This is a genomic window from Nostoc sp. CALU 546, assembly GCF_048836525.1.
Genome location: NZ_JAWJTF010000101.1, coordinates 1 through 21,353 on the forward strand (window position 1 = coordinate 1; position 21,353 = coordinate 21,353).

Sequence of the window (21,353 nt, forward strand, 5' to 3'; positions counted from 1 at the left end):
TTGAGTCTCTGACTCAATATCTGACCTGACTTTTCACGGCATCTGGAAAACCTCTCTCTAAATCAATACGCTTAGGTTAAGGTTACTGGTGTAGATAATTTGTCTTTGAAGACGCGATGAATCGCCGTCTCTACAAGTGTTTTGTTGCTCATTCTGAACTGTATTTCTCTCTAAATCTCTCTCCTAAAAGGAGAGAGACTTTGAATTTTCTCCCTTCCCGCGACGAGTTGGGGGTTAGAAGATGTTTGAAAAGTCCTCTTGTCGGTATCAAAAGTTTTAGATCCCCCTAAATCCCCCTTAAAAAGGGGGACTTTGACTCCGGTTCCCCCCTTTTTAAGGGGAGCCAGCGCGGTCTTGGGGTCTCCCCAAGTGGAGCGACTGGCGTGGGTTAGGTGGGATCTAAAGTGCCTAAAATCACAGCGAAACACTTTTCAAACAACCTCTTAGGTCTATTTGCATACCTGTACTCACCAGATTGAAAATGGCTATAAGTAATTATTCAGTTACTACATCAGAACAATATAAATAAAGTCAAATTCAGTCAGCCATTTTGCTGATTGCTTTCTGATTTTGGTATATTTAGAAAGCAAAAAGGCTGATTGCTTTCTCATTTCGGTAGATTCAGCAAGCAAAAAGACATATTGCTTTCTCATTTAGCTTAAATGCTTTCTCATTTCGGTATATCGCGTATTCATTTCGGTAGATTCAGCAAGCAAAAAGACATATTGCTTTCTCATTTAGTTTAAATGCTTTCTCATTTCGGTATATCGCGTATTCATTTCGGTAGATTCAGCAAGCAAAAAGGCATATTGCTTTCTCATTTAGCTTAAATGCTTTCTCATTTTGGTATATAGCGTATTCATTTCAGTAGTTCGCGCATTATCATATCTGTTCTGCTTGATTGAGATCATTTATTACTAAACCAAAACTTAGTTACAGGCCAAGACAATTCACAAATAGTCCCTCTAGAAGAAAGGGATACTCGTTGAAATTTACCTTTAAGTTGCTTGGCTAAATTTCTAGACTGTTGCGTGCCGTGACCTTCTCTAGATGAGTTAATACCCAACCCATCATCTATAATGCTCAAAGTGTACCAACCTTCAGATGCAAAGCAAGTCACTTCAAGACGCGTGACTCCTGTGGCGTGTTTGCCGACATTGCACAAAGCCTCTTCTAAAAATCGGCAGAGTCCTTGCTTTTGTTCAATGCTTAAGCATCGCTCATCTATCGGCTCAAAGGTACGGATTTTAATTTTAATGCTTCTAAAGCAGGGAAAGTCTCGCGCTAGGGTATAGCTGTAAACTTGATAGAGAATTTCGTGAAGGGGGTCTTGCAAATTTAATACTAAAGTATTTCCTAAATAAAGACTATTGTCTTGAGTTGGAGGTTCTCGTTGTAAAAACTCATAAATTCCTCGGAGTTCATGGTTTAATTTCTCCAGTTCTTTTTCCAATTCTGGGAGCAATTCTTTTATTGGTAATTCTTGGCATCGAACCAGTTTCAAAACTTTTGCAAGACTTTGTAGTGGGCCATTATGAATTGTTTCAAATGTGCGTTCAATGACATCTTGTCTAGCTTTGAGTCCCGATCGCAAAACTTTGTCACATTGATATAAAGCAGTAAGTTCTATGCCATTTACAGCCAAGACAAGAATTGTGGGGATTACTGGAACCCACCAACCCCAAGTTAAAAATAAATAACTCGTGACCACTAAAATAGCACTAGTTATACCAACAATTATCAAATTTGCTAAAGAAGATTTAGTAAATCGAGCGATCGCAATTCCTAAAAAACCCCAGGCAAAAATCCACAGATATTCCCATTCATCTTTCCAAGTTTCTAAAAGTGGTCGGTAGGGCCGTACTTCTTGAGGATGCAGGTGGAGAAGACGATCAAAAGCTATCGACTCTAAAGATTTCATTGAACCACTAAAATGGGCAATTATCACCAATGCAATAACTACAATTCCTGGTAATACACCTACACGCCAAATGCTAATTTCTTTTTTGATTATTTTCAAAAGTCCAGGCTGCATAAGCTTGTCTCCTAGCCTTTAGCTAAAAGTAATTAGTAAGTCAATTTAATAAATAAAAAAATAAATTCTATTAAAAGCTAATGACAGACAACCCTTAAATATTGATTATTAACTAATCAATTAAACCTTCTTCCCTAGCTCGTATTTCAGTTTGAATACGAATATTTTTACCCTCATCAGGATAAACATCTAAAGCGTCTTGTAGCTTACTCCAGTAATGACGCACCATTCGTTCAGATATACACATTCGTTCGGCAATAGCTTTATCTTGTAATCCTTCCCCAAACGCAAGAGTTAGTACTCTAAGCCACTCTGGTTTAAATTCTAATCCTGCATAAATTCCTTTGATATCTTTCGTATGAGTTAATCCCTGTAATGCCCAATCAACTCTGGTTAACATTTCTTGGCTGGAAAGACTTTTATCGGCAACTGTAAAACCTCCTTTATGACTATCAATATCAAGTCTAATTCTCACTAGTGTTCTGACATGAGCAGTTTGGACAATAATATTTAAGTTGGGATGGTGTTTCATAAGAGTTCTGAGTAGTTGAACACCTGTATCAGGTCGCGCTGTCATCCCATAATCTTCTGGAATAGAAAGATCCATAACCACAAGGTCTAGCCCAGGGTTAATAATTTGTTGGAGAGCATTATTAGCATTTATGGCAGTAGCAATTTTAGCACTAGGATAATGTTTTTGTAAGATATCTACCGTTCCACTTAAAACTGATTCATGGTCATCAATTACCAAAATTTTCAGCAATGACTTATCGGATATTTCTTGTTTCATAATTAATAGCCTGCTGATTGAGCATACAGTTTTAATTTTCCTCTTATTTATCTACATTAGCCAATTATTTGCTGTCAAATTATATTGTTTGATGAAGGTTAACTATAGCAAATATTAAAAATATCATGACTTACGCATTGACAGAAAATACCAAATATGGATTCTTTGAAAAAGCACATCTGTCGTAGGAAACCCCTACAACTGACCATTGAATAACGATTAATAAAAGGCTGAAACGACCCATTTTCGTATATACATACCATGATTAAGTTGTACAGTGCGTAAGTCTTAAATATGTAAATGGTGACCAAAGTAATTACCAATGAAAGTACCAAGAAACGCTTAGATTTCTAGTGCGACTAAAGCATTTACCTGATGTTAATAACCGAAAACTTTCACAAAGATAATTTAATTCTGGTAGGCGAGAATGTAAAACAAATGCAGAGAGATTAGGGTAGGTAATCTCTACAATTAGTTGTCCTATGTTGCTGTGTTGTTTTAAATTGATATAAATTGATGTTGGTGCCAAAACTTCTGCTAAAGAGATGATCAGTAACTCATTTAAAGCTGTTAAAACAATTAGACTGCGTTCTGCTGGCTCATGTCGCCAATAGACTGGCATATCGATTTGAAAATATAACTGCGAATTCGATGCTAGCCAAGGTTCTAATAGGCACTCAATAGCTAGCGGAAAGCTATCTTGAAGGGATGCTGGAAATAAGCGATCGCTCAATTGCACTAAAGAGTGATGAAAGTTATCAATGTGCTTTAAGCATTCTTGAATTCTATTGTCTGATAAATTTAAATTATCTCCTGACAACAAATCTAAGTTGCGGCGGATTGTAAAAGAGTCTTGTAATAAATTATCCCGAATTTTTTCTGCTTCTAAAAACAGCTTTGTTGACTGCCTAGAAGACCACCACTGCAATGCTTGTTGAATACTATGATAAGATGTCAGAAACCGAACAAGGGACATAACGTAGACAATTCAAAGTATAATTTGCGTACATAATTCCACGCTCACATAATCTTGTTATGTCAGCTATTTTAGTAGCATCAGAAAAAAGTTATATGCAACCCGCGGCATATTTATGCCAAAAAAAACTGTCAACGTTTGCAAAATGGTTGCCCAAAAGCGCCATGATGATTTCCGAAAACTTCACAGTAGATCGCTAACGCATTTCATGTGAGATTTCTCGCCATTGCTGAATATAAAAAGGACAAAATTCTCTTACCTATTTATGCCAGTCAATAACAAGTTGTGGTGGGTAAACACTAGACATTACATTCATATCTGCTCACAGATCAGTGGTAAGTCTGGCCTTTCTCAGCATAAATTGCAGTGCTGTCTCTTCTTGGGAGATGATATTAGCTTTTGCATCCATCCCTGATTGGATATGACACTGATGAGCCTTATTACCAAATGTCAGCATTTCCGGTTGAATAGTTGCTTCAAAATAGCCAGCACCAGGAGTTGATGTCGGTACGTTAATATTATTAGTTTGAGGTGTAATTACATCTGGAGAAATGGCACTGACAACAGCATTGAGAGTACCATAATCAGGATATGGACAGGCATCAACTCTCAATTGTACTTTTTGACCAACTGCAACTTTTTTAATCTCTGCGGTCGGAATCATTGCTTTAATTACTAAAGGAGCATTCTGAGGAACAATTTCAGCAATAGATTCGCTAGCACGCACCACTTGACCAGGGTTTCGCAAATTGAGCTTGAGAATGATACCGTCACTGGTGGCGCGAATGATGCTATTTTGTAGTTGAGTTTCAATTTGTTGAAGTTCTTTTTGATATTGCTTGAGTTGGGTTTGCATTTCAACTTGTCGCTGCATTAAAGCTTGTTTTTGTTGGTTTAAAGTAGCGATAGTTGCTTCGCCTCTAGCAATTTCTTGGGCAATGCGTTCTTGAGCGATCGCAATTATTGCCATACTAGGATTAACTACAACTTTAGCTGATTGCAATTTAGCCTGAGCAATCTCAATAGATATTCTTTCAGCTTCAAGTATTAATTTACTCTGCTCAACAACTAGTTTTTTTTGCTCAAATTCACGCCGACCAATTGCACCAACTTGTGCTAGTTGCTCATAGCGATCGCTATCCATCTTGGCAAAGTCTAAATCAGCTTGGGCTTTTTGTAAACTTGCCCTAGCTTTTTGCAAACTGGCTTGGGAAACCAGGAATTCGCTTTGAGTAGTAACTTGTCGTTCTTGATACTCACGTAGGTTACGTGCCAACTCTGCTTTTGCAGAAGCAACACTCCGTTCGGTGAATCTTTTTTCAGCGAGAATCTGAGTATCTAAAGTGCCACTTTGGGCATCAATTTGAACTAGTTGCAATCTACCCTGTTCAATATTGCCTTGCAGTTGGCTTTTTTTGATTTGCAGTTGCTCCGTATCGAGACGAGCGATCGCTTCTCCCTTTTTGACAATCTGATTTTCTTTCACAAAGATAGTTTCAACAGTTCCCTCAATAGATGGTTGCACTAGCTTGGTGTCGCCTATGGGCCGAACAGTTGCAGCCGTTTCCACCATGACATTGTATTTAACCCATGAAGAGAGAGCGATCGCAGAACCAATCGTTCCCACAAGAAATATTCCAGCTAATGATGTCCAAGCACTAATGGGAGGAAGAAATTCATCCTTTTGAACCGATGGTAAAAATTTTTGATTATGAGTGTAAAGCATGTTTCTCCGAATAATTGGAAATATTTAACAAAACAGAATTCAGGAGTCAGGAGTCAGAATTCAGAATTAAATTCTGTGGACTGGTTGGTAGATAAATAAACTGGTTTAAGTCTCCACCAAATTCAAAAGTTGGTGGTCTACAATTAGTGGTGCTTCTGTAGCTTTATTCCCCCAGTAATTGATTCAGAATTCTGACTTCTGAATTCTGAATTCTTCTTCAAGGAATTAAAAAGTCTATATGATCTCCGGGTTTAGTTCGCAACTCTTCCAAAGAACCTTGAATTTTCAACTTACCTTGATCTAGCAATACAATCCAATCAGCGCGATTCACTACCTTCGGACGGTGAGTAATTAAAATCGTAGTTTTACCCCAGCGATGCTTAAACAATTTATCCAAAACTTCTGCTTCACTTACTGGATCAAGTCCACCAGTAGATTCATCCAAAATGAGAACTGATGGATTTGTCACAATGGCTCTTGCTATTGCTAACCTTTGACGTTGACCACCAGAAATATTTGCACCAAATTCACCTAAAACAGTTTGATATTTGTCAGGTAACTTACTGATAAATTCATCAGCTTCCGCAACTTGGCAAGCTCTGACAATTTGCTCAAAGGTAACCTGTGGTGCGCCTAAGCGAAAGTTTTCTACAATAGAACGACTCCAGAAATGAGGCTCTTGGGGAACAAGAACTACCTGTTGACGCAAACAATCAAGAGAAAGGTCTTGGAGGTTATAAAGTCCAATCCGAATATTGCCAGATTGTAGTGGATATAACCCAGCAATCAATTTAGCTAGAGTACTTTTGCCACAACCTGATTTACCGATAATCGCGACAACTTTTCCACCAGGAATAGTTAAAGAAAAGTCATCGATTAAATCAAGCCTACCAGCATAGTGAAAGTTAATATTTGTACAAACAATATCAGCATCTCCCGGAATTTCTGCAAAAGGCTTTATCTCATCACCTTCATTTTCGGAAGTAGCGTCTATAACTTCTGTGAGGCGTTGTGTAGCTGTTTTTGCACGAGTAAATTCTTCAACAAAACTGATGACAGTTGCAATTAAGCCCAGAAAATTACCATTCATTGAGTTAAAAGCAAGTAATTGCCCAATACTCAGGTTTTCTGCTGGGTTAATTACTAAATTACCACCGAACCAAAGCAAAATAACGCCACCAATACTAGCAACAAAGCTAGAGAAAGTATTATTGATAATTCCAATTTGAATCGTGCTAAATGTGACATTAGCAAGACGAGCAAATCGGCTTTGAAATTCGTCCCAAAATTGCGGTCTAGATGCGGTGGTTTTGAGGGTAAGAGCACCTTTAAATGTTTCTACTAAAACCCCTTGTGTTTCGGCTTCTTGAACTAAAAGTTCACGAGTCTTTTGGCGTAAAGTAGGCTGGAATACTACTGTAGATATGCTCATCACTACAGCAATGAATACGGCCACTACTGTAAGTTTCCAGCTATAAAAAGCCATGAAACCAAAAGAAATCAATGCAATAAAAAATTGGCTGGGTAGACTGATAATTAAATGAGCAACTAACTGATTAATTTGGTCAATATCTCGCAGGCGGCTAACGATTTCACCACTACGACGAGCTTCATAATAAGAAAGAGGTAATCGCAGAATTTGCCGCCCAAATTCTAGAACTAGCCCTAATTGCAGACGTTGTGCAAAGTGAGCAATCAAGTTAGACTGTACAAACGACAGACTACGCGAAACAACATTCATCACCACAACTGCGATCGCTACAGTCGTAAGTAACTTTGTATCACCTCGAACCAGCACATCATCAGTCAAAATTTGTAGCAGAAAAGGGGAAGCTAAAGACAGCAAACCCAACATTATGTTCAGGGGCAAAACTTGAGCTAAAATAGCGCGATAAATCCAAACGCGCTTAAAGAAACGCCAAAATCCGCCAACTTTCTCATCCTTTTGGGCAAAAAAGCGTATTGGATCAGGTTCCAATAAAAGGATCAACCAATCTGTCCAACCTTCTGCTATCTCTTGTTGAGAAAGATAGCGAATACCTACAGCCGGATCTGCAACTAAACATTTTTTGCCTTTTTTACCATATAAAACAACCCAATGATTCCCTTTCCAGTGAATAATTGCCGGTAGAGGCGCTTCATTCATTCGGTTGAGAAGTTCTGGGGAAGTTTTCACTGGACGAGCGTTAAAACCAAGTGTTTCTGCTCCCCGTTTTAACCCTAATAAAGTAGTTCCAAATTGCCCAGTCCCTACGGCTTCACGAATGCGACTGAGAGTAAAAGTACGTCCATAATATTTGGCAATAGCAGCAAGACAAGCAGCTCCGCAGTCTTCTTCACTATGCTGTTTAACAAACTGGTATTTCATTGGTAAATTGCCCTACATAATGACAACTGCTACCCTAAAATGTTGTCAATCTATTGCGATATTTTTGAATTCCTAAATACTATTAAATTCATCTGCTATCAACCAAGCTAATTTATGATTTTCACCATAATAAAAATATCAGAAACAATTTATCGCAAAAACTTAAGCTACTCCCGCCTTTTCCACTAAATCCAATCGTAGTTTGTGAAAGCGCATATCCAGTTTCTTGCTTACTAGAGAAACTAGAATCACCATCAGAAATATTACTTTCATTAATGGCAAAAGTTTCTATATTTGTCCTTTGCAAGAAAAAATAATCAGGATTAGAAACTAAACTTCCGGCAGATACAATTTCTTGCTCTTGTTCAGATAAATCAAGAAATAATTCACGCTTTTGGTGTGTGATATCGTTAGACATAGTATTAGCTCTATACTTTGGCATTCTAAACAGTTTGCAACAGCATGAACAGCAAAATAATCAAATTTTTTGACGTAGTAACGTTGTAAGCACCCAAAGATAATTAATGTTGAAAACCACAAAACTACAACAGCGAAATATCAGATACTCCTTTGGAACAAAAAATGACCCATATAATCGTCTTATTATGGGTCATCCGTAAAATCTTTAGTACCAAGTTGTTTTTAAGTGTGCCGCTAATGTTCCCAATGCAGAAGTTTTAAACAACGCCTCTGTGGATTATTTTTTAGTGGTCGTCTAAAAGGTTAGGAATGTGATTAGCATCTAAGGCTAAGAAAGCTAGTCCAGCAGTCTTAATATTTTTAGACTTACCATTAGATTCAGCGGTGCTGCCATGTGGCCCTGAAGAACTACTGCCATTTAGAATATTTTCACTAGCGTTGTAAAAAGTAGCATCTATTTGAAAATCGACACCACCAGCTACAACTTCTTGTTGCTTGTTGGATAAATCTGTAAACAATTCGTGAGACATAGCTGCAAACTTCCTACTTTTGATTTGATGAACGTTTAGTATTAACTACATGAGTTCGTGACTAAGGCTTGAAAGATTGATTTTGTCATTCTATCTAAGTCCTTTGTTTTGAAACTATTTTCATTGAACTCATGCATTAGTTGATTGTCGGTTTTTAGCTACTAACTTAATAGCTGTATACTTTGGAAATATCAGGAGTGTCATGAGCACCTAAGCCTAAGAAAGCTAGTCCACCAGTCTTAATCTCTGTAGACTTACCGTTAGAATCAGCGGTACTGCCATGAGGATCAGAACTACTATCGCCATTGAGAATATTTTCCTCTCCTGCGAAAAAACTGACATCTAGTTGAAAATCAACACCACCAGCTACAACTTCTTGTTGCTCGTTGGATAATTCGGTAAACAATTCATGAGACATAGCTGTAAAGCTCCTAGTTTTTGTTTTTATTTAATGAACCTTTAGAGCTACATGAGTTTGTGGCAGAGACTTAGAAGATTAATTTTGTCTAACTCATGTATTAATTGATTGCTCTTTTTTAGCTGCTCAACTTAATGACCGTATCCTTTGGAAATTTCGGGAATGTCATTAGCACCCAAGGCTAAAAAAGCTAGTCCAGCAGTTGCAATCTCTGTAGACCTACCATTTGAGTCAGCAGTACTGCCACTAGGATCAGAACTAGTACCACCATTAAGAACATTTTCCCGCGCTGCGAAAAAAGTTGCATCTAGTTGAAAATCAACACCGCCAGCTACAATTTCTTGTTGCTCGTTGGATAATTCGGTAAACAATACGTTAGACATAATTACAAACCTCGTAATTTATTTAGATGAGTTTTTAGCTATTAGGTGATTGCGCTTTTTGCGCCTCAACTCGTCGCTTGTTAATACAATAGAGGTAAGCAATTAGAATAGTCATTTGCTTTTTATGCAAACTTAGTTTCCATGTTTATAAAAAGTTGTTGCACAATTAAGCCAGTAGTCTGTCCTAAAAATACGTATGGATAAAAACAGGGTTTTATCCTCTGTCTTGAGGATGATAAATTGCAATAGGCTGTTAATAACAATACCAATTCAATTAATGATTGCAACACATCCTTGGATAAAGATGCGATTCATCGCGTCTCTACAAATGGTCTATTTGTCGCATTCTTTTTTTAAATTGGTATAAGGTAAAAAAATAAACTTTTGCCCAATTATCCGTAGTAAAATATATAAAATTGAAATCTTGTATTTTGTATGCAATAGCTCCTGACACAGACATACAAAAACCCTGTAGTGGAACTAAAAGCCAGTACAGGAAATATTAAGATAATCAAATAATTAGAAAAGACTTATCAGATTTAAAACTTGGTTGTTTGTTTATGCAATATTATCTACAAGCCGATCGCGAATTGTTTTGAGTCTGTCTTGAGTTTTAATTGGCTCTCGCGGTGCTGGCAATTCGGTATTAGGCCAGTTAGGTAAATCATTACAGGGGCATAATAATGCCGGCATTCCGACGTTTCGCGCTGCTACTGGCATATTGCAACGACCACAAGGCAGCATATCCCATGCTGGTGTCAACAGTTCAGCAATGGTTTCGTATGTACCTTCTAGGTAACAGTCACCCGATTCTGGTGAGATAATTTTCTGCCAGCACTCTTCAAATTCTTCACTATAGCGATCGCCATTTAGCACCGATTCAGGCAAAAGGCTTGCCTTACCGTTGCCCGTAATTACTTTCTTACCCAACTGAAACCAGTAGGCAAGGTATCCTCTAACTTCTTGTTTGGTTGCCATATTACAATTTTAGATTTTAGATTTTAGATTTTGGATTAATTTGAATCAAGAGTTAAGAATCTTGACTCCTGAATGTTCCAGCATCTTCTCTATTTGGCAATGGCGAACCAAGGACGCTGAGATTAAGAACATAACCACCAGTAACTAAATAAACAGTTTCGCTGAATACACTTAGCTGGCGCACTAAAGAACCCAGGCGATCGCGGAACATCCTTCCAAGGGGATAAGCTGGTATTACACCCCAACCTACCTCTTCTGCTACAAACACTATATCAGCAGCAACCAAATCCACCGTCTCTAACAACTCTGCAAGAATGTTTTCCCAGCTAGATTCGTCCTGTTCCAGAAGATTAGCAACCCAAGTTCCTAAAGAATCAACTAAAAGGCAGTTATGGGGTTTCGCATCAGCCAGGGTAGCAGACAACTCCACAGGTACAGATAAAGTTTCCCAGTCTTCGGGACGACGTTGTTGGTGATCTAGAATGCGTTGATGCCACTCTTGATCATCTGGGTTATCGGTGGCTGTTGCTACGTAAACAACTGCTTTTCCTGACTGCATGGCCAGAGTTTCCGCCCATTCACTTTTACCAGATCGTGCTGGCCCTGTTACTAAGATGATTTTACCCAAAATGGTTTCCTGAGTATTTTAACAATATGCTAGGGTTGCAATTTATCACTAAAGTTTTTTCTTTCATCGGTGAGATTTTTGGTTTCAAATAACTTTTAAGGGATAAAATTAGCACCAGCATCATTGATGCCACAATTGGCAAAAGCCGAAAATCCCAACAACCCCATTTTTAATTATTCAATACTACTGGGGACAGCAAACTTTAGGATGTTTTTATGAACGCAGGCTTAAAACGCATTGAAGCAACTCTACACGATTTAGGCAATCGCGGCACTGCCTCTGCCGCTGAAACAGGTGATTCGACGACAAAACGGCCTTTCTCTTTTAGAATCAGCGTCGGAGCCAACGAACCCACAGAAAATAAACAAACTCCATCATCTCAGAATGGGGAACTAAATACACAAGAACAAACAATTGACTTGGGTGTAGATACTGAGAGTGATTATTCTCACGAGCAAAATTTCTTTCCTCACCACGACTCTGTGCAGACCTTTCAAGCAGAAGATAATGGTGGCAAAACACCCAGCCTACCCAAGTTGAAAACTCCGACCTTTAGTAATCATCGCCACGGTGCTAATCCAGGATTGGCGATGAATCTATTGCAAGAAATTCAGGAAACTGTCGCCGGTTGGCAAACAGAATTGCAAAATATTTTGAAGCAAATTCAGGATATTTACTTAGAAGGTCCAATTGTCAATGGCTGGTTAGAATCCAATCCCACCGAACCAGAACCAGGAGGAACCGCAACACTGCGCCATGCAGAAGTTGACCGCCTGATGAACTACGTAGAAGAAATTTGCGCCAGTGGTGGGAAAGTATCTTATCAATCATCTATTACTGGCTACCGCCTCTGTGGTGTGGACGACACTGGTAAAGTCTGGTCGCGTCCATGTCCAGCGGATCAGGTTCCCAATGTTAGCATGGCGATCGCTCGTTACCAAAAGTTACGTCAACTGTTAGGGCGCAAGCAATCTTTGGAAACCCGCCTTAGTCAACTAGCCCAAACTCTTGTAGTTTTACACAGTCATATTCAACAAACGTGAAGTTTTAAAGATTATTTCCGAAGAAACTCGGTTGGTGGGTCGGTAACTTTTGGTTTAGATTAACTCTCAGCAGTTGTGCGTTGGATTTAAGATTTTAATCTAAAATCCCAAATCTCAAATCCAAAATTAAATCCATGCCAGACACCCAAATCTCTGCCATTATCTGTACCCACAATCGAGATACCTATTTAGGGGCTGCAATTGATAGTCTTTTAGCGCAAGATTTTGCTGCTGACTTTGAAATTGTGGTAATTGATAATGGATCTAGCGATCGCACTCGTGAAGTTGTAGAAGAAAGGGCCCACAATCCGCGCCTGAAATATGTTTTTGAACCCACCATTGGCTTATCTGTCGCTCGCAACACGGGTGCAAAAGTAGCCAGTGGTGATATTCTTGCTTATCTGGATGATGATGCTGTTGCCTGCCCTCACTGGTTACAAGTTTTATATTTTGCCTATTACAATAACTCTAAGCTTGCGATCGCAGGAGGTAAAGTTACTCTCATCTGGCCCCCAGGAATTCAACAACCACGGTGGCTATCTCCAGGCCTAGCTGCAAATTTGGGTGCATACGACTTGGGTGACAGTAACATCTACATTGAGCAACCTGGCTCAACACCCAGAGGCTTAAATTACTCCATCCGCCGCAGTTTCCTAGAAGAAATTGGCGGTTTTGATCCACATCTCGGTCGAGTAGGGAAAAATCTATTATCAAATGAAGAACTGCAAATGACCGAATTTGCCCTACAGCGTGGTTGGCAAGTCGCTTATCTTCCCGAAGCACTAGTCGCTCACAATGTAGCCCCAGAGCGCCTCCAACGCTCCTGGTTTTTAAACCGAGGCTGGTGGCAAGGTATCAGTGAATGTTATCGAGAACAACTCGCTGGTAAAGCTGGGATCGCTCAATTGCAGCGAGGTAGCGAACGGTTTGTACGCGGCTTGTATAAGGCATTGCAATATTTCTCTGATCCCGCAGAACGGTTTGACAAACTTGTTTATGCTTACGGTCAGATTGGTTACTTAAATGCTGCTATTCAAGGTCTTTTATCTACATCAAATAAGAAATAACCAATAACATAATTTATACACGTATGTCATCTAAAATACCAGTTTCAGTACTAATTCCAGCTAAAAATGAACAAGTAAATTTGCCTGCGTGCCTTACTAGCCTTAGCAGAGCAGATGAAATATTTGTAGTAGATTCTCAAAGTACCGACAACAGCATTGAAATTGCTAAAAGTCACGGTGTAAATGTCGTGCAATTCAACTTCAATGGACGCTGGCCTAAAAAGAAAAATTGGTCTTTAGAGAATCTACCTTTTCGCAACGAATGGGTACTAATTGTAGATTGCGATGAGCGCATCACCCCCGAACTTTGGGAAGAAATTGACCAAGCAATTCAAAACAATGAATATACAGGTTATTATCTGAACCGCCGTGTATTTTTCTTAGGAAAATGGATTCGCTATGGTGGTAAATATCCCGATTGGAATCTACGTTTATTTCAGCATAAAAAAGGTCGCTACGAAAATCTAAATACAGAAGATATTCCTAATACTGGTGATAACGAAGTTCACGAACACGTGATTTTGCAGGGGAAAGTTGGGTATCTCAAAAATGATATGCTTCACGAAGACTTCCGCGACCTTTACCACTGGTTAGAACGGCACAACCGTTACTCCAACTGGGAAGCCAGTGTTTATTTTAATATTCTCACAGGTAAAGATGATAGCGGTACTATCGGCGCGAATCTATTTGGTGATGCCGTACAACGCAAGCGCTTTTTGAAAAAAGTGTGGGTACACCTGCCATTTAAACCCCTTTTGCGGTTTGTTTTATTTTATATAATTCAACGTGGTTTTTTGGATGGCAAAGCAGGATATATCTATGCACGTTTGCTGAGTCAATATGAATATCAAATTGGCGTAAAACTTTACGAATTACGCAATTGTGGTGGTCACTTAAATACTGCAACAACCCCGAAGGAGGAAGCAGAGGAGCAGGGAAGCAGGGGAGCAGAAGGAAAGCTATTAACCATTGACTCCTAACTCTGCCAATTTTAGATTTTGAATTTTGAATTTTGGATTGAAGGAAAAATTTAAAATCTAAAATCTAAAATCCAAAATCTAAAATCCAAAATTGAATGACTAATGACCCTTTCGTAGATTTACGTAAATATGACCAATCTTGGTTTGACCGGGGGCGTCCAAGTTGGTATGTATTATTATGGTGGTTTGTACAAGCGATCGCTTTTCCTCTCACTCCTCAACCGTTAAATATTCTGCGTTGTGCTTTGCTACGATTATTTGGCGCTCGTATCGGCAAAGGCGTATTAATTCGACCCACCGCCCGCTTCACCTATCCTTGGAAAGTCACTATTGGCAACTACAGTTGGGTTGGTGATAACGTAGTTTTATACAGCCTTGATCAAATTCATATTGGTGAACACTGCGTAATTTCCCAAAAAAGCTATCTGTGTACTGGTAGTCATGATATCCAAGACCCTGCTTTTGGGTTGAAAACAGCGAGTATCACTATTGACAATGGTGCATGGGTAGCGGCAGATTGTTTCGTTGGGCCAGGAGTACAAATCGGGGCTAATGCTGTAATTGGCGCTCGTAGTAGTGTTTTTACTAATATGCCCTCTGGGCAAGTTTGTTGGGGAAGCCCCTGTCGTCCTAAGACGGTTCGGTTGAAGGAGGCAGAAGGTTTTACCTCGATTGGGGATTCAGATCACTCCTGAATAAGCAGCCCCAAATTAAAAATTTGGTGGTGGTTTTAAATCGCCCTGTGATTTGCTCAGGTTTGTAGTAGAGGCTGGAGCCACTTACTACAAACCAATAGAATTAAATTTATTTACATTGCTTAACATAGTTTGAGCTATTTTTGTTTACTTAGTAGGGGCGTACAGCTAGCTTTGCGCCCCTACTTTTGCGACATATTGATTTGCTTTTGGGAAGAGAATAAAAGTGCGATCGCTATATACTGAAAGCGTTTACTCTCATAAGAAGTTAAGTACTTGTCAAAATCGGTAATTATTATATTCAGAAGATTTTGATTGATCGGCGATAGGTGAATAGGCAAGCTAAAATTGCAAGTAGCGTAGGCTAGTAAAAACCGCAGGCATCGCCGACATTGAATTCTCAATTTCAGTGCTCTAACCCAGAACAAAAAAAACTCAGTACACCTTTATTCCCTATTTCCTATATCTACGAGTGATTCAGGAATCAAATCAGATTGCTATTCTCTGGAAATAGTTTACTTTTAATTAAATCTTTTTGCTTTCAAGTCCAAAATTCGTGCATATCTAAAAAGCCGATTGTCACCCATTTTCCTCATCTTGCAAAAGATTTTAAAGACAAAGAAATTCGATAAAATTTAAAATAAATTTAATAAGAGGTAAGTATGAATTTTAATAAAAATGAAAAACCTGTCATTTTAATAATCGATGATAATCCTATTAATCTAGAAGTATTATTCGATTTTTTAGAGTATTACGGCTTTAAAGTTTTAGTAGCTGAAGATGGAAAAATTGCAGTTAATACAGCAGAGAATGCATCACCTGATCTGATTTTATTGGATATATTAATGCCAGGAATCGATGGTTTTGAGACTTGCAGACTTTTGAAAAAGAATCCAGCCACTCAAGATATTCCTGTAATCTTCATAACTGCCATGAATGACAAGGTGGATAAAGTCAAAGGTTTGAATCTTGGCGCAGTAGATTACATCACTAAACCTTTAGAACATGAAGAAGTTTTAGCTAGACTAAATACCCATTTACGTTTACGAAACCTCACAAAAAAACTCACAGAGCAAAATAAGCGTTTAGAGATGGAAATCTTTGAGCGCCAGCAGGTAGAGGAAAAACTGCGATGTCATTCAAATGCATTAGACGAGTGGAACAATCGCTATCAAGCAATAATTCAAGCGAGTGGTCAGATTCTCTATGACTGGCATTTGCATACCAACGATATTATATATGGTGGCAATGTAGAGCGAATATTAGGTTACTCTATGCCTGAGATGTTAGGAGGTTTGAAGCGTTGCGTAGAGTTAATTCATCCTGATGATAGAAACTTCTTTAACAAAGAGATTAACCGCGTTTTATCCACAAAAGAGCGATTCCACCTTGAATTTCGCATCTGTCGCAAAGATGGCACTTACATCACAGTTGAGGATAACGGGTATATCTTTTTAGACTCTACAGGCAAAGTTGCTCGGATGGCGGGCTTTATAATTGATATTACCGAACAGCAAGCTGCGCTACGCGATCGCAAAAATGCAGAACAGAAAATCCGTGAACAAGCTGCTTTGCTCGATATCACCACAGACGCGATTATCGTTCAAGATTTAGTTAACCAAATTCAATTTTGGAATAAAGGGGCTGAACATCTCTACGGTTGGATGTTAGAAGAAGCACTAGGCAAAAATGCCAATCAGCTTTTATATCGAAAGCAAAGTTTTTGCCAACTGAAAAACATCCAGGAAGCTTTAGTTGAGAGTGGTTCATGGCAAGGTGAATTACATCAAGTCACAAAAGAAGGCAAAGAAATTATCGTTGCTAGCCGCTGGACACTAGTAAATGATGATGAGGGACAAGCCAAATCTATACTGATTGTCAACTCCGATATTACAGAAAAAAAGCAACTCGAAGCACAGTTTCTCCGGGCCCAGCGGATGGAAAGTCTTGGCACTCTGGCAAGTGGTATCGCCCACGATCTCAATAATGCGCTGACACCAATGATGATGACAGTACAACTTTTAGAAGCAAAACTTCCTGATGAGAAAAGTCAGCAATGGCTGACAATTATGGAAACAAACGTTAAACGTGCGGCAGATTTAGTTAAACAAGTGCTATGGTTTTCACGCGGCTCTGTAGGTAACTTTAAAACCTTACATGTGCGATATTTAATTTCTGAAATTGAAAAGATTGTTAAGCAAACATTTTCCAGAGCTATTGAAATCCGCATTGATGTTCCTGGGCAAAACTTATGGAATATCTTTGGCGATGCTACTCAGTTACACCAAGTGCTGATGAACCTCTGTATTAATGCTCGTGATGCTATGCCTTATGGGGGTATTCTAGAGATTTCTGCAAAGAATTTCTGGGTTGATAGCAACTATGCCCGAATGAATATTGATGCTAAGGTAGGTTCTTATGTAATGATTAGCATCTGTGATACAGGTACAGGAATTAACAGAGAAATAGTAGATAGAATTTTTGAGCCATTTTTCACAACCAAGGAACTGGGTAAAGGCACAGGGCTTGGTCTTTCAACAGTGCTTGGTATTATCAAAAGCCACAATGGTTTTGTGAATGTAGTTACTGAAGTTGGGAAGGGTACAGAGTTTCAAGTTTGCTTACCCGTGACGCAGACAATCGATGCAGATAAGAAATTAGCTGGAGAGCAGGAATTACCCGCAGGTCATGGAGAATTGATTCTCGTTGTTGATGATGAAGATTCAATTCGAGAGGTTACTCAAACCTGGTTAGAAAAAAATGCCTATAAAGTTTTGGTGGCTAGTGATGGTATTGATGCGATCGCACTTTATACAGAACATCAACAAGAAATTAGTGTAGTGTTGATTGATATGATGATGCCATGTATGGATGGCCCAACAACTATCAATGTGTTGAAAAAAATTAATCCCGACATCAAAATTATTGGTGTTAGTGGATTAGCCTCTAATCATGAAATGATTAAAATACTCGGTAATAGCGTCAAAACCCTTTTATCTAAGCCTTACACCTCAAGCGACTTGTTAATAAATTTACAGATGGTGATTAACACAAAGTAGAGGTTGTCATTTGTCATTGGTCATTTGCTATTTGTCTTTAGTTCAAAGTGAATAATCAATGTCCAAGCAAAATTGTAAATAGCAGTGGTAATATATTTTTATGGCTGCTCTAATCCTTACTATTGATGAACAAACTATTGGATGAAACGCTGTCAATCAAAACTGCTGAACAGATAAACAGCAGAGCTAGTACTCCGTTTGATAATGCTTACAAAGCAGCATTATCCACTGAGGGAGCAAGATACATTCAGGGATTTTTGGCTTTTGCTGGGAAGCCATATAGACCGGTTGAACACAGTTGGATTGAGGTAGGCGACGCCTCCGATGTCCGCATTATCGATCCTACATTACCGCACCTGAACAAAAAACCCGAAGAACTCTGGTATTTTGCAGCACAAAGGCTGACCGTTAAAAAACTGAAAGCCATCATTGAAGAATCAAAAGAAGATTATCCAGAAGATGAACCATTGCCAATCTATGGTGATCCACCTTATGAATATTACGGTGATATAATGTTGGGTGGTCAAGATTATTTAGCAGCATATCAAGCCGCAGAGGCGAAGTGCAAAGAAATCAACGAACTCAACCATGAAAGAAACTAAAAAAAGTAAATTAAATAATTTGTAATTACGAATTATTTAATACGATTTACCATCGCTGCCAAAGTATTCCCTATAACCACAAATCTTGTCTCCACGGACATCAAAGGAAACTGCTACCCGATTTTTATAAAGCTGTCCAAACAAAAGTCCCTCATCTCGAAACTCAAAGACAGCCGTCGTTTCATTACTAGTAACACGGTCTAAACCAGTCAGGTTCAAACCAGGATTGAACGATTCAAAAACGTACTCGAAAAATTCTCTAGCTCGCTCTTTTCCCACATTTGAACCGTGGAATTTGCCCATTGGAAACCAAAGGGTAAAATCTTCTGTGAGCATATCTAATAATGCTTCCCACTCTCCTGTTGACATACCATGCGTAAGATGCTCAAATGCCTGTCGAGCAACTTTTAAAGTATTTTCTGAATCTTGTGTCATTATCACCACCAACTGGATATAAACTGATACTGTGTTACTTAAAACCTCACAACTACTTTGCCACAATTCTGACCACTGAGGAGATATTGTACAGCGTCGGGTATTGATTCTATGCCTTGAAACTGGCTTGGGTCAACGGCAATTTTGAGTTTGTCTGTGTAGAACAGGTTTAAAAGGCGATCGCGTGCCTCTGTCATATATTCTTTATAATGTGACATGAGAAAGCCTCTCACGGAAGCTGCTTTCCAAAATAACTGGTGATAAAGGCGTGGCTGTGTAATTTGTTCTGCGCTATTTACGTATTCGGAGATGAAACCCACCACTACTAATCGTCCCCGCACCGCCAAGTTTTCAACGCAGGTATCAAATACACTTTTACCTACACAGTCAAAAATTAAATTAATCCCATTAGGGTATTCTTGCTTGAGGACTTGATTGAGATTTTCTGTGCGATAGTTGATAATGCGATCGCACCCTAGTTCTCTTAGTAACTTTGCCTTCGCCTCAGAACTACAAGTACCAATGACATGATTACCAGCTAGCTTTGCCAATTGCACCGCAATATGACCAGTTCCTCCTGCTGCTGCTGTCACTAAAACCACTTCATTACTTTTCATTTCCCCTACTTGTTCCAATGCCACCAAAGCTGATACACCTGTAGGCATTAGTGTTAGCAATTCTGGTGTTGCTTCCCGCACCTTCACTGCTAAGTTTGCATCGATAACCTGATATTCTCGATAGCCGCCACCCCGCCAAGTCGTGACTACAGCATCACCTATTTGGAAATCTTTGACATTTTCACCCATCGCGATAACTGTCCCTACAGCTTCCACACCTAAATCGAAGGGAGGAATTAAGTTAATATAGGGAACATCACCATGACAAAGTAACGTGTCAAAGCCACCGTTAACGCCAGCAAATTTGTTTTGAATTACAAGTTCACTAGCCGCAGGTTGGGAAATAGAAATTTCGACAATTTCAACGGCAGATTTAAAATCTTGATTAAGTTGCTTTGCTCTTAATTTTCTGTAAGTTTTTGAGTTCATTTACCAGTCTTATATCACAAATATAAATGGAGGATGCGTTATGCTTTCAGCTAACGCACCATCAACAATTTAACGTGAATTACTAATACTTATAAAGCGTAAGAATTCAGGAGTCAGAATGGGCTAAACGCCCCGCTATCGCTAACAGAATTCAGAGTAGTTAAAAAATAGGAGAAAATTTGATACATAAAGGTAATAATCATGCTGTACTCCTTTTAAATTCTGATTTCTGACTTCTGACTTCTGACTTCTGGGTGCTAAATTTTACTATAAAGCTTTATCCCACTCTAACTGATGAGCTAAACCATACTTGATGAAATCTTCTTTTTTAGCTTTATCGCTTTTACCAAAAACACCTAAACTGTAAGGATTATCTTGCATCCGTTGTCTGATTTGTTCTTTCTCAAATCGGATGACTTCCTCTCTAGGTTTATCCGGTTTAAAAAAGTCTACAACCAAGACAGTTCGATCATAATTAGTGTAATTATGCGGACAGTGTGGATAGCTGTGATCTAAAACCAGAAATTTTCCTTCATACCAATAAAGCTGTTCATGGCATATTTTCATAGCCACATCTCCCTCTGGCACGATTAATCCTAGATAGCCACGATTCATGTGAGGATTATAGTTCACATGCAGCTTGATATCCAAGCCTGGATGGAATGTACCATAATACACGTTTCTAATTATCTCATCATCACCAAAGTTAACTTTTTCTATCACCTGAGCTAAATTTGGGAAATATTTCTCTCTTAATGCAAGTGCTTTTTGTGATGCATCATCTGACCCATAATCAGGATATTGTATTTGATACGCTTTAATATATTGTTCAATAAACATACCTTGAAATAAAATACCAAAAGCACTATATTTTGCATCACCCTTGGTTTTAATCGTTTGACTTTTAGGCCCCAAAATATCATAAGTTACTTTTAACTCGTCATCAGATGCATCCTTAATAAAGGATGTAAACTCATTTCTAATCACTTGCCAGTTATCTTCAAAACTTTTCAGAAAAGTAAATTCCTTTGGGTCTATATGATACTCATTAAAACTTGCCATTGTCTTTTCCCCTGAAGGTGATTTCATAAAAAACCGTTATATAATGATGGGATTTGGTCTTCGTCTCGATTCGATGTTGGAATTTCTAACTAAACTCATTTTAGTGTGAGGT

Annotated in this window: 19 protein-coding genes and 1 pseudogene; 6 read left to right on the forward strand and 14 right to left on the reverse strand. The window is 38.7% G+C overall.

Translation table 11 applies throughout. The features are described 5' to 3' along the window. Positions 1-907: 907 nt before the first annotated feature. From RRG12_RS33615 to cobU, 11 genes and pseudogenes are all read right to left on the reverse strand, one after another. Positions 908-1,852, reverse strand: a pseudogene (locus tag RRG12_RS33615) (histidine kinase); the annotation flags it as partial. A 295-nt stretch (positions 1,853-2,147) separates the two neighbouring features. After that, positions 2,148-2,825, reverse strand: coding sequence for a response regulator transcription factor (locus tag RRG12_RS33620; RefSeq protein ID WP_069074300.1), 678 nt, complete (start codon positions 2,823-2,825; stop codon positions 2,148-2,150). A gap of 316 nt (positions 2,826-3,141) precedes the next feature. Further along, a complete protein-coding gene (locus tag RRG12_RS33625) occupies positions 3,142-3,801 on the reverse strand; it encodes a hypothetical protein (RefSeq protein ID WP_420762214.1) in 660 nt (219 codons plus the stop codon). 322 nt (positions 3,802-4,123) lie between these two features. After that, positions 4,124-5,527: an HlyD family secretion protein gene (locus tag RRG12_RS33630; protein ID WP_420762215.1), complete on the reverse strand. Its 1,404-nt coding sequence runs from the start codon at positions 5,525-5,527 to the stop codon at positions 4,124-4,126. A 217-nt stretch (positions 5,528-5,744) separates the two neighbouring features. Continuing rightward, positions 5,745-7,895, reverse strand: a complete 2,151-nt coding sequence (locus RRG12_RS33635) for a peptidase domain-containing ABC transporter (RefSeq protein WP_069074303.1) — start codon at positions 7,893-7,895, stop codon at positions 5,745-5,747. Positions 7,896-8,016: 121 nt separating this feature from the next. Next, positions 8,017-8,313, reverse strand: a complete 297-nt coding sequence (locus RRG12_RS33640; protein ID WP_420762216.1) for a hypothetical protein — start codon at positions 8,311-8,313, stop codon at positions 8,017-8,019. A 286-nt stretch (positions 8,314-8,599) separates the two neighbouring features. Further along, positions 8,600-8,845: a CTB family bacteriocin gene (locus RRG12_RS33645; RefSeq protein WP_069074305.1), complete on the reverse strand. Its 246-nt coding sequence runs from the start codon at positions 8,843-8,845 to the stop codon at positions 8,600-8,602. A 166-nt stretch (positions 8,846-9,011) separates the two neighbouring features. Continuing rightward, positions 9,012-9,263 carry a CTB family bacteriocin gene (locus RRG12_RS33650; protein WP_069074306.1) on the reverse strand — a complete coding sequence of 84 codons (252 nt, stop codon included), beginning with the start codon at positions 9,261-9,263 and terminating at the stop codon, positions 9,012-9,014. Between the two features lie 131 nt (positions 9,264-9,394). Next, the gene (locus RRG12_RS33655) at positions 9,395-9,646 is read right to left on the reverse strand and encodes a CTB family bacteriocin (protein ID WP_084227372.1); all 252 of its coding nucleotides are present in this window, start codon (positions 9,644-9,646) and stop codon (positions 9,395-9,397) included. A 558-nt stretch (positions 9,647-10,204) separates the two neighbouring features. Next, a complete protein-coding gene (locus RRG12_RS33660) occupies positions 10,205-10,624 on the reverse strand; it encodes a hypothetical protein (protein ID WP_069074308.1) in 420 nt (139 codons plus the stop codon). Positions 10,625-10,676: 52 nt separating this feature from the next. Continuing rightward, positions 10,677-11,252, reverse strand: a complete 576-nt coding sequence (gene cobU / locus RRG12_RS33665; protein ID WP_420762217.1) for a bifunctional adenosylcobinamide kinase/adenosylcobinamide-phosphate guanylyltransferase — start codon at positions 11,250-11,252, stop codon at positions 10,677-10,679. Positions 11,253-11,467: 215 nt separating this feature from the next. Here cobU and RRG12_RS33670 point away from each other — a divergent pair, with 215 nt between their 5' ends. The 6 genes from RRG12_RS33670 to RRG12_RS33695 all read left to right on the forward strand — a co-directional run bounded on the left by RRG12_RS33670 (position 11,468) and on the right by RRG12_RS33695 (position 18,698). Beyond that, on the forward strand, positions 11,468-12,295 hold the full coding sequence (locus RRG12_RS33670; RefSeq protein WP_069074310.1) for a hypothetical protein: 828 nt from the start codon (positions 11,468-11,470) through the stop codon (positions 12,293-12,295). Positions 12,296-12,429: 134 nt separating this feature from the next. Further along, positions 12,430-13,362 carry a glycosyltransferase gene (locus RRG12_RS33675; RefSeq protein WP_420762218.1) on the forward strand — a complete coding sequence of 311 codons (933 nt, stop codon included), beginning with the start codon at positions 12,430-12,432 and terminating at the stop codon, positions 13,360-13,362. A gap of 23 nt (positions 13,363-13,385) precedes the next feature. Next, positions 13,386-14,342, forward strand: coding sequence for a glycosyltransferase family 2 protein (locus RRG12_RS33680; RefSeq protein WP_069074312.1), 957 nt, complete (start codon positions 13,386-13,388; stop codon positions 14,340-14,342). Positions 14,343-14,437: 95 nt separating this feature from the next. After that, positions 14,438-15,037, forward strand: coding sequence for a hormogonium polysaccharide biosynthesis acetyltransferase HpsU (gene hpsU, locus RRG12_RS33685; protein ID WP_420762219.1), 600 nt, complete (start codon positions 14,438-14,440; stop codon positions 15,035-15,037). A gap of 662 nt (positions 15,038-15,699) precedes the next feature. After that, positions 15,700-18,096: a response regulator gene (locus RRG12_RS33690; RefSeq protein ID WP_420762220.1), complete on the forward strand. Its 2,397-nt coding sequence runs from the start codon at positions 15,700-15,702 to the stop codon at positions 18,094-18,096. A gap of 125 nt (positions 18,097-18,221) precedes the next feature. Next, positions 18,222-18,698 (forward strand): hypothetical protein, encoded by a 477-nt coding sequence (locus RRG12_RS33695; protein WP_420762221.1) that lies wholly within the window; start codon positions 18,222-18,224, stop codon positions 18,696-18,698. Positions 18,699-18,734: 36 nt separating this feature from the next. Here the strand turns inward: RRG12_RS33695 and RRG12_RS33700 are convergent, their stop codons facing one another. The 3 genes from RRG12_RS33700 to RRG12_RS33710 form a co-directional block, all read right to left on the reverse strand. Continuing rightward, complete coding sequence (locus RRG12_RS33700; protein ID WP_069074316.1) at positions 18,735-19,133, reverse strand: nuclear transport factor 2 family protein; 399 nt, start codon at positions 19,131-19,133, stop codon at positions 18,735-18,737. Between the two features lie 38 nt (positions 19,134-19,171). After that, on the reverse strand, positions 19,172-20,179 hold the full coding sequence (locus RRG12_RS33705; RefSeq protein WP_420762222.1) for a zinc-binding dehydrogenase: 1,008 nt from the start codon (positions 20,177-20,179) through the stop codon (positions 19,172-19,174). A 267-nt stretch (positions 20,180-20,446) separates the two neighbouring features. After that, a complete protein-coding gene (locus RRG12_RS33710; RefSeq protein WP_420762232.1) occupies positions 20,447-21,241 on the reverse strand; it encodes an aspartyl/asparaginyl beta-hydroxylase domain-containing protein in 795 nt (264 codons plus the stop codon). Positions 21,242-21,353 lie beyond the last annotated feature (112 nt).

Coding starts and splice junctions, on each gene's coding strand:
- RRG12_RS33710 (WP_420762232.1), bottom strand. CDS start 21,241: ATGGCAAGTTTTAATGAGTATCATATAGACCCAAAGGAATTTACTTTT.
- RRG12_RS33675 (WP_420762218.1), top strand. CDS start 12,430: ATGCCAGACACCCAAATCTCTGCCATTATCTGTACCCACAATCGAGAT.
- RRG12_RS33635 (WP_069074303.1), bottom strand. CDS start 7,895: ATGAAATACCAGTTTGTTAAACAGCATAGTGAAGAAGACTGCGGAGCT.
- RRG12_RS33705 (WP_420762222.1), bottom strand. CDS start 20,179: ATGAACTCAAAAACTTACAGAAAATTAAGAGCAAAGCAACTTAATCAA.
- RRG12_RS33690 (WP_420762220.1), top strand. CDS start 15,700: ATGAATTTTAATAAAAATGAAAAACCTGTCATTTTAATAATCGATGAT.
- RRG12_RS33695 (WP_420762221.1), top strand. CDS start 18,222: ATGAACAAACTATTGGATGAAACGCTGTCAATCAAAACTGCTGAACAG.
- RRG12_RS33660 (WP_069074308.1), bottom strand. CDS start 10,624: ATGGCAACCAAACAAGAAGTTAGAGGATACCTTGCCTACTGGTTTCAG.
- RRG12_RS33680 (WP_069074312.1), top strand. CDS start 13,386: ATGTCATCTAAAATACCAGTTTCAGTACTAATTCCAGCTAAAAATGAA.
- RRG12_RS33700 (WP_069074316.1), bottom strand. CDS start 19,133: ATGACACAAGATTCAGAAAATACTTTAAAAGTTGCTCGACAGGCATTT.
- RRG12_RS33630 (WP_420762215.1), bottom strand. CDS start 5,527: ATGCTTTACACTCATAATCAAAAATTTTTACCATCGGTTCAAAAGGAT.
- RRG12_RS33625 (WP_420762214.1), bottom strand. CDS start 3,801: ATGTCCCTTGTTCGGTTTCTGACATCTTATCATAGTATTCAACAAGCA.
- RRG12_RS33645 (WP_069074305.1), bottom strand. CDS start 8,845: ATGTCTCACGAATTGTTTACAGATTTATCCAACAAGCAACAAGAAGTT.
- RRG12_RS33670 (WP_069074310.1), top strand. CDS start 11,468: ATGAACGCAGGCTTAAAACGCATTGAAGCAACTCTACACGATTTAGGC.
- RRG12_RS33655 (WP_084227372.1), bottom strand. CDS start 9,646: ATGTCTAACGTATTGTTTACCGAATTATCCAACGAGCAACAAGAAATT.
- RRG12_RS33650 (WP_069074306.1), bottom strand. CDS start 9,263: ATGTCTCATGAATTGTTTACCGAATTATCCAACGAGCAACAAGAAGTT.
- hpsU (WP_420762219.1), top strand. CDS start 14,438: ATGACTAATGACCCTTTCGTAGATTTACGTAAATATGACCAATCTTGG.
- RRG12_RS33620 (WP_069074300.1), bottom strand. CDS start 2,825: ATGAAACAAGAAATATCCGATAAGTCATTGCTGAAAATTTTGGTAATT.
- RRG12_RS33640 (WP_420762216.1), bottom strand. CDS start 8,313: ATGTCTAACGATATCACACACCAAAAGCGTGAATTATTTCTTGATTTA.